The 14,304-nt window shown below is 36.2% G+C and carries 10 protein-coding genes; 2 read left to right on the top strand and 8 right to left on the bottom strand.

The features are described 5' to 3' along the window. Nucleotide 1: 1 nt before the first annotated feature. The 5 genes from ACFSTE_RS20350 to ACFSTE_RS20330 form a co-directional block, all read right to left on the bottom strand. The gene (locus tag ACFSTE_RS20350; protein WP_378255429.1) at nt 2-1,573 is read right to left on the bottom strand and encodes an FMN-binding glutamate synthase family protein; all 1,572 of its coding nucleotides are present in this window, start codon (nt 1,571-1,573) and stop codon (nt 2-4) included. A 4-nt stretch (nt 1,574-1,577) separates the two neighbouring features. Further along, nucleotides 1,578-2,870 carry an amidohydrolase gene (locus tag ACFSTE_RS20345; RefSeq protein WP_378255427.1) on the bottom strand — a complete coding sequence of 431 codons (1,293 nt, stop codon included), beginning with the start codon at nt 2,868-2,870 and terminating at the stop codon, nt 1,578-1,580. 4 nt (nt 2,871-2,874) lie between these two features. Continuing rightward, nucleotides 2,875-3,495 carry a DsrE family protein gene (locus tag ACFSTE_RS20340; RefSeq protein ID WP_176029837.1) on the bottom strand — a complete coding sequence of 207 codons (621 nt, stop codon included), beginning with the start codon at nt 3,493-3,495 and terminating at the stop codon, nt 2,875-2,877. Nucleotides 3,496-3,706: 211 nt separating this feature from the next. Beyond that, complete coding sequence (locus ACFSTE_RS20335) at nt 3,707-6,091, bottom strand: Ig-like domain-containing protein (protein ID WP_378255425.1); 2,385 nt, start codon at nt 6,089-6,091, stop codon at nt 3,707-3,709. A 249-nt stretch (nt 6,092-6,340) separates the two neighbouring features. Next, nucleotides 6,341-6,628, bottom strand: coding sequence for a hypothetical protein (locus ACFSTE_RS20330; protein WP_254884021.1), 288 nt, complete (start codon nt 6,626-6,628; stop codon nt 6,341-6,343). Nucleotides 6,629-6,897: 269 nt separating this feature from the next. On the opposite strand from ACFSTE_RS20330, the gene ACFSTE_RS20325 reads away from it, so the two are divergent. Further along, nucleotides 6,898-9,231 carry an ATP-dependent helicase gene (locus tag ACFSTE_RS20325; RefSeq protein WP_176029839.1) on the top strand — a complete coding sequence of 778 codons (2,334 nt, stop codon included), beginning with the start codon at nt 6,898-6,900 and terminating at the stop codon, nt 9,229-9,231. An 81-nt stretch (nt 9,232-9,312) separates the two neighbouring features. After that, nucleotides 9,313-9,933, top strand: coding sequence for an L-threonylcarbamoyladenylate synthase (locus ACFSTE_RS20320; protein WP_378255422.1), 621 nt, complete (start codon nt 9,313-9,315; stop codon nt 9,931-9,933). 93 nt (nt 9,934-10,026) lie between these two features. Here ACFSTE_RS20320 and ACFSTE_RS20315 read toward each other — a convergent pair whose 3' ends face one another. From ACFSTE_RS20315 to ACFSTE_RS20305, 3 genes are all read right to left on the bottom strand, one after another. After that, nucleotides 10,027-12,129, bottom strand: a complete 2,103-nt coding sequence (locus tag ACFSTE_RS20315; RefSeq protein WP_378255420.1) for a DUF5723 family protein — start codon at nt 12,127-12,129, stop codon at nt 10,027-10,029. Nucleotides 12,130-12,322: 193 nt separating this feature from the next. Beyond that, the gene (locus tag ACFSTE_RS20310; RefSeq protein WP_176029842.1) at nt 12,323-13,189 is read right to left on the bottom strand and encodes an OmpA/MotB family protein; all 867 of its coding nucleotides are present in this window, start codon (nt 13,187-13,189) and stop codon (nt 12,323-12,325) included. Between the two features lie 107 nt (nt 13,190-13,296). Next, a complete protein-coding gene (locus tag ACFSTE_RS20305; protein WP_378255417.1) occupies nt 13,297-14,283 on the bottom strand; it encodes a glycosyltransferase family 2 protein in 987 nt (328 codons plus the stop codon). Nucleotides 14,284-14,304 lie beyond the last annotated feature (21 nt).

Below are 14,304 nucleotides of genomic sequence, written 5' to 3'. Positions count from 1 at the left end.
GTTAAGCTTCTACTTGTTTAGAATGTCCGCCAAGATACATACAATCTTTTAAACTTTGCATACCGGAAAAAGGAACAGGAGTTTTTGAATATTTAAAAGAGGTCTCCAGCGTTTTTGTCAATTCTCCGTCATCTACATTAAGATCAACATCTTGCATAGTAAATTGACAGGGGTGTTCATAACCTGAAGCATGAGTTATTTCTACAAATTCTTTTCGAAAGGTTTTGAAGTACTGTGCTAATCGATCAGCCTTGAGGGGAATATTGATTCCGCTTTGCAACCACATACTTTGTGTGGCAATTCCCGTAGGGCATTTATTGGTATGACAAATTTGAGCTTGTATGCACCCGATACTCATCATGGCTTCTCTGGCAACATTGATACAGTCAATTCCCATAGCAAATGCCATTGCTGCCTTTGCGGGAAACCCTAGTTTTCCGCTTCCGATAAAAACAATGCGATCAGTAAGTTCATATTTCTGAAATATTTTATAAATAGCAGTGAATCCGTAAACCCAGGGTAAGGAAACGTGATCAGCAAAACTCGGAGGAGCAGCTCCTGTTCCACCTTCACCTCCGTCTATCGTAATAAAGTCAGGTCCTCTATCAGTTTCTTTCATGAGTTTAGCGAGTACTTCCCATTGTTCAGTTTTTCCGATAGCAGCTTTGATACCTACAGGCAATCCGGTTTCTTCGGCAATATCTTCTATAAACTCTAACAATTCAGGAACAGTACTAAAAGCGGTATGTGCAGAGGGGGATAGTACATCTTTTCCTATTTCAACTCCTCTGATTTCTGCAATTTCAGGAGTAATTTTTGATCCTGGGAGTACTCCGCCTTTCCCGGGCTTGGCTCCCTGAGATAACTTTATTTCGATGGCTCTGACAAAAGGGTTATTTTGTACCAGTTCCTTCATTTTATCCATGGAAAAATTACCGTCTTTTCCTCTTACTCCAAAATATCCTGTCCCGAAGTGGAATACAACATCACCTCCATTACTGTGATAGGGAGATAATCCTCCTTCTCCTGTATTGTGGTATGCATCACATCCCTTAACTCCAAGATTAAGAGATTCCACGGCTTTTGCAGATAGAGACCCAAAGCTCATTGCCGAAATATTGATTACAGATGCCGGGCGATATGGTTTTCTTCTTTTATTATAGCTCCCCATAACTTTGGCACAGGGAAGAAATGTTTTGTCTTTTTTACTGGGATGATTTTCCGAAGGTTGAAAAGGAATCATACAGTTTTTTATAAAAATGTGTTGATGAAGATAGATGTCTCTATCAGTTCCAAACCCTTCGTAATTGTTTTCCTTTTTGGAAGAGGCGTATACCCAGCCTCTTTCAATTCTGTTAAAAGGTAATTCTTCTCTGTTATTCGCTACAAAATACTGTCTTATTTCTGGTCCGATACTCTCCAGGGCATATCGAAAGTGCCCAACAATCGGAAAATTATGACTAATTGTATGTCTCTTATTAAAAAAGACATCCCTGATTGCGACGAGACAGAGAATAATTAGAATCCATCCCCACCATGGGATTGATTGAATAAACGTAAAAAAAACTTCCATATAGTTATTCGTGATTTAAATAGTCAATAGCTAATTGCGAAAGCACTTTTACGCCTAATAAAAGGCCGCTTTCATCAATTTTAAAATAGGGGGTATGATGCGACGGCGGATTAGTATCGTCAATGGCTTTTCCTCCCAGAAAGAAATAAAAACCGGGGACTTTTTCCTGAAAATAAGAAAAATCTTCTCCTCCGGTGGTCGCTTGTGCCAGGATTACATTTTGTTTTCCTGCGATTCCTTCTATTGTAGGAAGCATTTGTTTTACTAATTTGTGATCATTATAGGTAATTGCGGTATTGTTTTGGAATTCAATAGTTGCCTCTCCTCCGTATGCTTTGGCGATAGCAGGGACCATTTCTTGCATTCTTCGTATGATAAGGCTTCTCATTTGTGTATCTAAGGTACGTACAGTACCGATCATTTCTGCCGTATCAGGAATAATATTAAAACGAACCCCACTGGTAATTTTTCCTACTGTAATAACGGCAGCTTCTTTTACCAACGGAGCCTCTCTACTCACAATAGTTTGCAATCCGTCTATAATCTTAGCAGAGATAATCACAGGATCGACCCCAGTCCAGGGGGCAGATCCATGGGTTTGTTTTCCCTGAACCTTAATCACGAATCTTTCTACTGCAGCCATTGTAGCTCCCGGAGTATATCGAATCATACCAACAGGTGTCCCTGAGTTGATGTGTAACCCGAAAATAGCATCTACATCTGGGTTTTTCAGCACTCCTTCTTTAATCATTAGTTTAGCACCTCCTTCTTCTCCTGGAGGAGGACCTTCTTCTGCTGGTTGGAAAATAAATTTGACAGTCCCGTTTAGTTTGTTTTTATGACTGCTGAGTGTTTTGGCTACTCCCATAAGGATAGCGGTATGTGTATCGTGACCGCAGGCATGACTAACACCTACTTCTTGATCAAGGAAGGTTGTTTTTACAGTAGATTTAAATGGGATGTCCACTTTTTCTGTTACAGGAAGGGCGTCAATATCAGCTCTTAAGGCTACTGTTTTGCCTTGTTGTTTTCCTTTTAAAATGCCGACTACTCCAGTTTTTGCAACATTTTCTGTTACTTCCATTCCTAATGAGGTAAGGAAAGTGGCTATCTTTTTAGCTGTTTTGAACTCTCTGTTGGATAATTCCGGATTTTGATGAAAGTCACGTCGCCATTTAATTACTTGTTCTTCTACATTTTCAGCAGTTGAATTGATAGCAGGATCTATTTTTTGAGCCTGAAGAAAGAAACAGGAAAGAAGAAATGTGATGCCTACTAGGTATTGATTGTTTTTCATGGAGTTAAAAGTTGATAAGACGAAAGTTTGTGTTTTGTAATTGTACCAATGCAGTCATTGCAGAAAGAGCAAACTGTACTTGTGGAAGTGTTTGTTGTTTCGTGATGTTGCGATATGCAGCTGTTTGTCCACAGAGAATAATTTTTACCCCTTGCTCTGAAAGTAGCTGAATCAATGGTGTATTTGGGTTTTTTATATGGTATTTTTTTTGGTATGCAGTATTGTTTAAAACATCAAATGCAGCATCTCCATGGATGACTAGCGCCACTTTGATCTTGTCAAGAGGAACTCCTGCTTTGTAATGCATATTTATAAACCTGGCTGCCGTATTGATTAGTGGATTGACCTTAGCAGGAGCACCAAACGACCGCCCTACATCAAATACGGCTTTAAAGTCTTGAGAAAGATCAGTTTTAAAATCAGGGTTCTCTACAGTATAAGTACTTCCATATTCCTTTATAATGTCGTTGTTTTGTTTAGAGTGTTGTCCCATACATGTAAAAGAGAGTAAGAAACATAATGTCCAGATACTATATTTATGAGAGGAATGTATGTATAAAATAACGAATTGATAGTGCGATGTAAACAGAGCATCAATATGTGTCGAATTCTTATTTTGTTCCATGTTTATCCCAAAATACATGTTTTTTCTTAAATATATTTAAAAAATCACATCTTAAACAAGTTAAGATGTGATTTTCTGATATTTTGATTCTTATAAAGATTGAGTTTTTATAAGAGGTATTTATATGGTACAGGAAATATATCTGATCCTAAAGAATAAAGTATTTGAGAAAAGTCTCTTTAGAAAGTAGAGATTCGTTCCTGTAAATACCTTATAGTTTTGCGAATTTACCTTTGGCTTTATTGTTTATTAATAAAATATATAATCCACTGGATAATACATCTATATTAATCTCTCTGACCGGGTCCATTTCCTGAACAATAATTCCTTTCAGGTCGACAATTGTTAATGAACGATCTTTTTGAGTGAGCCCTTCTACAATCAATTCTTTGGTTATAGGGTCTATATAATATTTTAATACTTCTGTCGATTGGCTAATATTTACTTGTGTTAGGGAAACGAAGAAAGGATCAGTAAAAGAACTACACCCTAATTCGTTAAACACCTCTACAGTATAAGAACCTTCTTTTTCAGGAAGTAGTGTAGGGGATGTGGCTTCTTCTATAAGGACATCATTAATATACCATTTGTAATTAGTATGAGATGTGGATAATGATAGTGTTTTGGTATCTGTTATCTGTATTATTGGCTTTTCTGGGGTGTCATTTACCACCACTTGTACAGGTGTTCGTGTCTTGGAAATACAGTTATTGAGTGCACCTTCTATATAATAAGTTTTAGTTTCAGATAATTGTGGTGTGGTAAATTCATTTCCGGTTGCGATTGCCTCTCCACCTGTAGATGCTTCGAACCAGCTGTAATTACTGTTTCCGGAAATAGAAAGCATAACTGTTTCTCCTGTACAGATGTTTTGATCACTTACTGTAGGGGAATCCGGAAGATTTATTGATACAATGTCTTTTTTAATATTTACATTTTTACCATATGGATTGGTAGAAGTCAAGGTAATTGTATAGTTCCCATTAGCGGTATACGTATGTGTAGGGTTTTGTTCGGTAGCTGTAGTTCCATCTCCAAAATCCCATAAGTATTCAGTAGCCTGATTAAATGTTTCATCTGTAAATTGTACTTCATCACAACTTACCTGTACAGAAAAATTAGCCAATGGCGGCAGGTTGTTATCTCCAGGAGTATAGGTGCCGGAAATGTAATAATTACCAAGAGAAGAATAATCAGTATATCCATTAGAAGGGGTCCCATCTCCAACACCATCTATTTCCAGAAAGTATTGCCCTTTTTCTAAGGTTTGATTGATAGCTGCATGTTGCCCTTCTGGGTTAGAAAGGGTAATTTCTTCTCCAATTCCGTTTAATAACCGAACTTGAATGTCTAAGTTGGCATGAGTAGCTTCTGTTTCTATGGATAGAGAAACATCTCCTGTTTCTGTAACAAAAGAGAAAACATCTTTGTCTGCACGGGTAGTGATAATGCCTTTATTGTTATCTGCACTTACAACTCCCTGATCACTGACTAGAATAGGAGTAGCCTGTTCACTGGTATCAGCATGGTCATCATCTCTGTGACCTACATTGTTTCTATTGTTCGCAATGATGGCGATATCGTCTTCTCGCTGAGTAGCATTGGTGTATTCTCCACGGCTCCACTGACCAATGGAGTTACTGGCACTCCATCCCATAATTGGTCCCCAATTGCCATGACCACTGTAATATTCTGTTTTCTCCTGATTAGGGTTTTGTTGACCATCATGAGATAATCCTAGTGCATGACCTACTTCATGAGAACCTGTTTCTCCAGCTACTCTGGCATTTCCAATATTAAATACCCAACATGGATTGTCGGTTTGCCCTTCGGAAAAAGAGTTTAAATAAGCAACACCTCCAGAGTCCGGCTCAGCATCTGTAGTCGGTGTAAAGATACACTTCATTCGCTGTGTCCTTGGAGCAGCATCAAATACAGCTCTTCTCGTTGTAACATTAATATTAAAAGGACGAAAATCAACTGCCATGATATGCCATATCTCTTCGATCTGTCTGGTAGAGAAGTTTGTCGGTTGTGCATCAATTCTAGCTCCATTCAACCACCAGGTGTTTTCTACAATTTCCCCGTCAAAATCAAGGTATACAACTCCGGCGGCACCAGGCAAACTTTCTAGTTCCGGAATTACCTGATTGTTTTTTCCGGTGGATTTTTCCGGTTTTTTTAGTTTTTCATAATTAACACAGAGAATACTGTGAATATCAACTTTCTTACTATAGATTTTGCCATCTGTATTGGCAAAAATTTTATAGGCACTTTCTTTATCTTTTAAAAGAACATGTCCTTCTACAACGTTTTCGTGTACAAGGAAAACAAAAGAAGAATTGGGTTCATTAACAATGTTTCCCAGATAAGAGGAAGTATGTCCTGAAGTTATTTTATTTTTTATAGCAAAAGACATTGATATGCCCTTTTCTATTGTAATGTCAAGGTTTTTTGATTTCGTTGATTCAATTTCCTGGATAAAGTTGTTTATATCTGATGAAATCAGATAATCAGCGGGAACTTGACCAAAAGAAATAAAAGTAATAAACAGTAGGTTTAGTAAGATAAAGGGGGTTAGGTTCGTATGATTCATTTTTTTAATTAACGAGTTTGTTTACTTTGTTTTTTAAAGGGGGACCGACGCAAGGTAATTAAATATTTTTAGCTTTAAGAGGGGCTTTGTTAACATATAAATATTTTTTCGTTTATTTTTTTTAAATAATTGCGTTTTTCGTAAACATGCTCTTGGTAGCTGAATATAAAAAACTCTCAATGTTGTAGGTAGAACGTATGTATATGGTAGGAATTATTGAGAGTTTTTTTATATACCAGTTTTTCATGATTATGATATTCTAATAATTCTTTTTAATGGAATAATCGTGGATCCTTTTAGGATTACTTCTTTATCAGTAATTCCCCATATAGTAGTTTCCACTCTTTTTATCCCATTGTCGTCTACGAAAACAATTTTTACTTTTTGATGTTCTATATTTCCAAGAACCATTGCACGTTGTAATTCTAAAATTCGATCGATTTGATCTTTTCTTTTATTGAGTACTTCTTTTTTTGGAAATTTTAAAAATTTAATTTGTTCTTTTTCAATGGTTTGAATGTTCATGTTTGGGGTCATATGCATTAAGAATTTTGGGGTTTCAGCAATTTTTACTTTTTGGTTTGTTTGTTAATTTATGTAAAAATAGTGTTTTTTATCTATATTTTATGCTTTTTGTCGATGTTTTTTTTAATTTTATATTAAAAGGTAGGAAAAATGAGAGGTGAAAGACGTTTTTTATCTCTTATAAATAATCGTTTTATATTTTGTTCATAATTTATATGCATATTGGTTCTAAAAGATCGATACATTACTTAAATTTCACATCTTATTAAAGGAGTAAAGATTTGGAAGATTATATTGCAGAATTAAATGATGCGCAGCGAGCACCAACGCTTCAGGTTGATGGAGCGATGATTGTTATTGCAGGGGCAGGTTCCGGAAAAACCAGGGTATTGACTTATAGGATTGCCTATCTGATGTATAAGGGAGTGGATTCGTTTAATATATTGGCATTGACTTTTACTAATAAAGCGGCCAGAGAGATGAAAGCCCGTATTGCTAAGATTGTAGGAGCAAGTGAAGCTAAAAACCTATGGATGGGAACTTTTCACTCTATTTTTGCAAAATTACTGAGGTATGAAGCAGATAAACTAGGGTACCCTTCTAATTTTACCATTTATGATACTCAGGATTCTCAGCGATTGATTTCTTCTATTATAAAAGAAATGGGACTGGATAAAGATATTTATAAATATAAACAGATTCAATCTCGTATTTCGTCCTATAAGAATAGTCTTATTACCGTAAAAGCATATTATCAGAATGCAGAGTTAATGGAGGCAGATGCTATGGCTAAACGCCCGAGGATGGGAGAAATTTATGAAGCCTATATGGATCGTTGCTTCAAAGCAGGTGCTATGGATTTTGATGATTTGTTGTTAAAAACCAATGAGCTGTTAAATAGATTCCCCGAGGTGTTAGCTAAGTATCAGGATCGTTTTAGATATATATTAGTAGATGAGTACCAGGATACGAATCATTCTCAGTACCTTATTGTAAGAGCACTGTCTGATAAGTTTCAGAATATATGTGTGGTAGGGGATGATGCGCAGAGTATTTATGCATTTCGAGGGGCGAACATTAATAATATTCTGAATTTTCAGAAGGATTATGATAATGTACAGATGTACCGTTTGGAACAGAACTATCGTTCTACTCGTAATATTGTAGAAGCGGCGAACTCAATTATAGATAAGAATAAAACGAAACTGGATAAGGTTGTTTGGACAGCTAATGAATATGGTCCAAAGATTAAAGTAAACCGGCTGATTACTGATGCTGATGAAGGAAGATATGTAGCGAGTTCTATTTTTGAAAACCAAATGGAACATCAGTTAGATAATGGAAAATTTGCCATTCTATATCGAACCAATGCGCAATCCAGAGCCATGGAAGATGCGCTGAGAAAACGCGGAATTCCGTATAGAATTTATGGAGGACTGTCATTTTATCAGCGAAAAGAGGTAAAAGACTTGCTGGGGTACCTTCGATTGATTGTAAACCCAAAAGATGAAGAAGCATTAAAGCGGGTTATTAATTATCCGGCAAGGGGGATCGGTCATGCGACTGTAGATAAGTTGATTGTAGCGGCGAATCACTACGGACGATCTATCTTTGAAGTTATTGAACATCTGGATAGAATTAATCTTAAGATTAATAGTGGTACGAAGACCCGACTAGAGAACTTTATGAATATGATTAAAAGTTTTCAGGTTAGTAATCAAACAATGGATGCTTTTGCTCTTACTGAAATGGTAGCAAAACAAACAGGTTTGGTACAAGAACTTAAAAAAGACAGTACCCCGGAAGGAGTGGCTCGAATGGAAAATATAGAAGAGTTACTCAATGGTATTCGGGATTTTGTAGAAGGGCAAAAAGAAGTAGTAGATAGTACAGGAGGTTTATCAGAATTTTTGGAAGATGTAGCCTTGGCAACCGATATGGATATGGATAAAGGGGATGATGATCGTGTTGCGTTAATGACTATTCACCTAGCCAAGGGATTGGAATTCCCATATGTTTATATCGTGGGGATGGAGGAAGACTTGTTTCCATCGGGAATGAGTATGAATACCCGAAGTGAACTGGAAGAAGAAAGACGTCTTTTTTATGTAGCACTGACCAGAGCAGAGACACAAGCATATCTTACCTATGCACAATCAAGGTATCGTTGGGGGAAGCTGGTAGATGCTGAGCCTAGCCGTTTTATAGAAGAAATTGATGACCAATACCTGGAGTATATAACACCAATAGAAACTCGAAGGTATAAGCCTCTGGTGGATAAGGATATTTTTGGAGAAGTAGATAAGAGTAAGTTACGATTAAAAAAGCCTATCTCAGGAACTCCTCCATTGGCACATAAACCGACAGAAGAACAGTTAAGGAAATTACGTAAGTTACGACCTGTGTCTAATGCTCCTTCAGGTTCGACAAGAATTACAAGTACCCCGTCTGATAATCTAGCGGCAGGAATGAGAGTAGAACATATGCGATTTGGGCTAGGGAAAATTGTTAGAGTAGAGGGAATGGGTCAAGACAGGAAAGCAGAAATTAATTTTGATAACGGAGGGTTAAAAAAACTGTTACTTCGCTTTGCTAAGTTGAAAGTTATTGAGTAATAGAGCTTTTTTGTTAATTATATGTATATTCACTAATAACCGCTATTTTTTATTTGTTAATAAAGAATAATAAACCAATGTATGGCAGCATTTATAAAATTATATAATGATAATCCTAATCCAAAGGAGATTGAAAAAATTGTAGCATGTCTGAAAAAAGGCGGTGTTATTATTTATCCGACGGATACAGTGTATGGCTTAGGGTGTGATATTACAAATGTCAAAGCATTGGAACGCATTGCAAAAATCAAAAATGTAAAATTAGCAAAAGCTAATTTCTCCTTTGTTTGTAAAGATCTTAGTAATTTATCAGATTATGTACGACAGATTGATAATCGTACTTTTAAGTTGCTAAAAAGAACATTGCCGGGACCGTATACCTATATATTGCCTGGGAGTAATAACTTGCCAACTGTCTTCAAGAAAAAGAAAACAGTTGGAATTCGAATTCCAGAGAATTCTATCAGTAATGCAATTGTAGAAGCGTTAGGGAATCCTATTGTCTCTAGTTCGATTCATGATGAAGATGAGGTAATTGAATATACAACAGACCCAGAATTAATTCTGGAGAAGTGGGATCACTTAGTAGATATTGTTATTGATGGAGGCTACGGAGGGAATATTCCTTCTACAATTATTGATTTAACTGATGAAGACCCTGTGATAGTAAGAGAAGGAAGAGGAGAGATTGACATCTTTTAATAAGTGTCTAATACTCGGGTTTCTATACTCCGGGAAAATTTATAATAAAAAAAATCCCTGAATACATCAGGGATTTTTTTTATAGAGAAGGGATTATTCTTTTATGAGGTTTATTTCTACTCGTCTGTTTTGTTCCCTTCCGGTTTTAGTTTTATTGGTCGCAATAGGTTTTTCTTCTCCATGACCTATAGAAGACAGTCTCACAGCGTTAATACCTTTACTGATTAAATGTGTTTTTACTGCATTGGCCCTGGCATCTGATAATTTTAGGTTGAAAGCGTTACTTCCTGAACTATCTGTGTGTCCTTCTATTTTGAAAGCAGCTTTAGGATATTCATTTAATATTTTTACAATATCATCTAATACTTCGAATGAGCTTTTCTTGATGGTAGCTTTTCCTGAGTCGAATAAAATAGTCTTGGCATATTCATTAAGTGTTTTCTGAACTTCTTGAGTTACCTTTACTTCCGGACATCCGTTATTTGCTACGGTACCTGCTTCATTAGGACAGTTATCATCCTTGTCCAATATACTATCACCATCTGTATCTGGCCATGGGCATCCTTTGTTCTCTACAGGACCAGCCTCTTCAGGGCATTGATCATCTTTGTCCAAGATCGTATCTCCATCTGTATCAGGCCATGGGCATCCGTTGTTTTCTACAGGTCCTGCTTCTTCAGGGCATTGATCATCTTTATCAAGTACTGTATCACCATCCGTATCCGGCCATGGGCATCCGAAGTTTTCTTCTGGGCCTGCTTCTTCAGGACAATCATCAACTTTGTCTAATACACCATCTCCGTCTTTGTCCTTTAACCTAGATTGATATACAGGTATTTTTAATCCTGCATATACATCAGCAGCTTTGGAATCATTACTTAGTAAAACTGATAATACAGACCCAGAACCTACATAGAGAGGACCTGCTCTGAACCCTGCTCCCCATTGGAATCCTGAGTATTGTTGTAGGCTAATAGGGGAGTAAAAGCTAAACCATTTTCTCTCGAATCGAGGTGTTAGAGATAGCATGTTTGCAACTTGATTAGCGTTTTCTTTTGTTTTTGATACCAGTGACAAATCTGTGTTCAGGTTTACATAAAAGTAATTGTTTATGTTCCAGTCAGCGGTAAGGTGTAATGCAGAAGGAAGTACTGCTTTTGAAGTACCTCCTGATCGTACTAAGGTATATAGGTTTTCTAACTTATCATCAAAATCGTCGAAGTTATTAAAGTCATCTTCTCCTATAGCGTTTGTTATATCGTACACTTCTTCGGTAGATTCATCATATGAGATTGCCCCGAGATCGGTAATTGATAAACCAAACTTTAGTTTGTATTTGTTAACATCTTTTGGTAAGTAAGTTTTTCCTTTACTATCCTTGATTTTATAAGAGTCAATTTCTGGTCTCCATTCATATACAACTCCAAAATCAACACCGATTCCTGTGGCACCGCTTTGCAGTTTTAAATCTTCAAAATCTTCTTTTACATTATTGCTATATCCATAAGCGACTTCTCCTTGAGTATCGATGCTACCTGTTCTGTTTCCTCCGGGTAATAAAGTACCGTCTGCATCGTAATCAATTAGTACATTTCTACCGTAGGCATAAGAATTTCCTAATCCCTGTAAATATTTTAGTGTGATTCCTCCTTTCAGGAAATTTGTGTCATTATTAAGAATAACGCGTGCATATGAGACACCAATTTCAGCCCAGGCATGAGTGGTTGCAAAAATATCTCCTTCATTTATAAAGAAGTCATTACTGGTATCTAAGTCATTTTCAAAATTATCAAAAGTATCTCCATTTATTTCATTGACATTGACAAAGGCTCTGGCTCGGGTAAAAACGGCAATAGAACTTTTTTCATTTAGATTGAACATAAAAGCTGGTCCAAATACATCTACATTCCCGAATCCATAATTCTTTTCTTTCGGGGATTTGGTTCCATCTCTATCAAAATCAAAGTCGCTGTCCAGGAGTTTATCAAGATCAGTACTGTAATAATCATTTCCTCCTAGAGCACTTGCTCCGGCTAAATGGATATCTGTCTTGAATCGCGAGTCAACAATATTAGCAGGGTTACTGATAACACTATTTACACCGCTATAATTATCAGTTAAAAAACCGATAAATGATTGTGCCTTAATAGAGACAGATGCGCATAGACATAGCCCTAGAAATAAGGTTTTTTTCATAGTTTAATTGGTTTAAGTTATGATTAGATTTTAGCAATGCAAAAGTATTCTTATTTTTTTTGAAAAATCAAGGGAAGTGTTAGTTAATTGCAGTGTTTTCATTAAATAGGTTTTAAGTGGTTGATATTCTTAAAATTAAAAAAAGGGTTGCCAACTGGCAACCCTTTTTTTAATTCTTTCTGGAAATCAGTAATTACTGTCCGTTATTGGAAGCTTTTTTCATTCCATCTTCTATCATATTGTAGAATTGATCTAGTTTTGGAAGTACAACGATTCTTGTACGTCTGTTTTTTGCTCTGTTTTCGGCAGAACTGTTATCGGCTACAGGGATGTAGTGGCTACGTCCGGCTGCTGTCATACGTTTAGGATCTACTCCAAATGTATTTTGTAATACCCGTACTACTGCCGTTGCTCTTTTGACACTTAAATCCCAGTTATCTAATAAAACTTTATTTTTAATTGGCACATTATCAGTATGTCCTTCTACCAGGAATTCGATATCTGGCTTGTCGTTTACTACTTTTGCTACTTTACCTAGCACAGACTTTGCTTTACTAGATACATTATAACTACCACTTTTGAATAAAAGTTTATCAGAGATAGAAACGTAAACAACTCCTTTTTCTACATTTACTTCGATATCTTCATCTGCAAGGTTTCCTAGGGCTCCTTTTAGACTGGTAACTAAGGCTAATGTCACAGAGTCTTTTTTGTTTAATGCATCATTCATAGTTTTGATCTGTAGATCTTTTTCTTTGATGCTTTCCAGTGAGCGCTCTAAGTTTTCTGCCTCTTTTGTTGATAGGGTAGCAAGGTTACCAACATTGTTAAGTAGGGCAGCATTTGTATTTTTTAGGTTTTTTACTTGATCCTGAAGTACTTTTAACTCAGATTTAGAACTAGCTTTCTCTTCAAGACAGCTATTTAGCTTTACGGTAGCTGTGTTTAGTAAGTCTTGGGTTTCTTTCTGTTTGGCTTCTAGCTCGGCAAATTTTTTCTGAGATACACAGGAAGATAAAAATACCGCCATAGAGGCCCCAATAATCATCGCTTTTTTCATTAGAAAATTTGTTTTAGTCTTTAGTTCTAGTTTATAAGACTCAAAATTATTAAAAATGTGACAGGACGTACGGCTATTAACAATAATTTAGTTTTTTTATCCCAGAACTAATTTAGTTTTTTTTGGTTTAGTATATAGTATACCCATACAACGGAGTAAATAGAATAATATTTTTCCTTTTTGGGGAGTTTTTTTCTTTTTTTTAGTAAGCTTTTTATAGCGGTATAAAAGCCAAAATGCGCTTTTAAAATGGCTGGGATATGAGATGGTTTTTTGTCGATTAAAAATTTAATAGCTGCAATTCCATCAAGAAACAAACGCAAAAGAATGATTAGCCAGACGTTTCTTCCTTTAACATTTTTTAATAGAGAGTATAAGCTATTTCTATAATTAAGATAGGTTTTTTTTGGGTTCATATTGTTTAGCGTTGCCCCTCCCAGGTGGTACACGGTAGAGGTACCGACATAAAGTACCTGGTATCCGTAATTGTGAATTCTCCAACAGAGATCAATTTCTTCTTGATGCGCAAAATAATCTTCATCCAATTTCCCTACTTTTTCAAAGATATCTTTTCGGATAAAGAGACAAGCACCACTAGCCCAGAATATAGGAGATATATCATCGTATTGTCCTTTGTCTTCTTCCAGAGTGTCGAATATACGACCTCTGCAATAAGGATATCCTAAACGATCGATAAAACCTCCGGCAGCACCGGCATATTCAAAATGAGTTTTCTTTTTATAATCCAGTATTTTGGGTTGTACTGCAGCAATTGTTTCAGATGTTTCAAATGCATTGATAATCGGAGGAAGCCAATTTTTTGTTACTTCGATATCACTGTTCAATAAACAATAAATATCAGCATCAATCTTGGCCAAGGCTTCATTATATCCTTTGGCATACCCTCCATTGGTTTTATTTTTAATAATACTAACTTCTGGGTATTGTGCACTGACAAATGCAATAGAGTCATCAGTAGAGGCATTATCTGCCAGATAGATGGTTGCTTCTTTGGAATGTTGTATTACAGAAGGAAGAAATTCTTCCAGAATTTGCCTGCCATTCCAGTTTAATATTACTACGGCTACATTCATATGTTAAAAAAAATAAACAAA

Origin of the sequence: Aquimarina hainanensis (assembly GCF_042684685.1) — a bacterium.
Classification (GTDB): Bacteria; Bacteroidota; Bacteroidia; order Flavobacteriales; family Flavobacteriaceae; genus Aquimarina; species Aquimarina hainanensis.
The sequence above is the reverse complement of the archived record's forward strand: the minus strand, read 5'-3'. Positions and strand labels throughout refer to the sequence as shown.

Bases quoted from the DNA above. Each gene is read 5' to 3' on its own strand.
- ACFSTE_RS20350 (WP_378255429.1), bottom strand. From the start codon at position 1,573: ATGGAAGTTTTTTTTACGTTTATTCAATCAATCCCATGGTGGGGATGG.
- ACFSTE_RS20345 (WP_378255427.1), bottom strand. From the start codon at position 2,870: ATGAAAAACAATCAATACCTAGTAGGCATCACATTTCTTCTTTCCTGT.
- ACFSTE_RS20340 (WP_176029837.1), bottom strand. From the start codon at position 3,495: ATGGAACAAAATAAGAATTCGACACATATTGATGCTCTGTTTACATCG.
- ACFSTE_RS20335 (WP_378255425.1), bottom strand. From the start codon at position 6,091: ATGAATCATACGAACCTAACCCCCTTTATCTTACTAAACCTACTGTTT.
- ACFSTE_RS20330 (WP_254884021.1), bottom strand. From the start codon at position 6,628: ATGACCCCAAACATGAACATTCAAACCATTGAAAAAGAACAAATTAAA.
- ACFSTE_RS20320 (WP_378255422.1), top strand. From the start codon at position 9,313: ATGGCAGCATTTATAAAATTATATAATGATAATCCTAATCCAAAGGAG.
- ACFSTE_RS20315 (WP_378255420.1), bottom strand. From the start codon at position 12,129: ATGAAAAAAACCTTATTTCTAGGGCTATGTCTATGCGCATCTGTCTCT.
- ACFSTE_RS20310 (WP_176029842.1), bottom strand. From the start codon at position 13,189: ATGAAAAAAGCGATGATTATTGGGGCCTCTATGGCGGTATTTTTATCT.
- ACFSTE_RS20305 (WP_378255417.1), bottom strand. From the start codon at position 14,283: ATGAATGTAGCCGTAGTAATATTAAACTGGAATGGCAGGCAAATTCTG.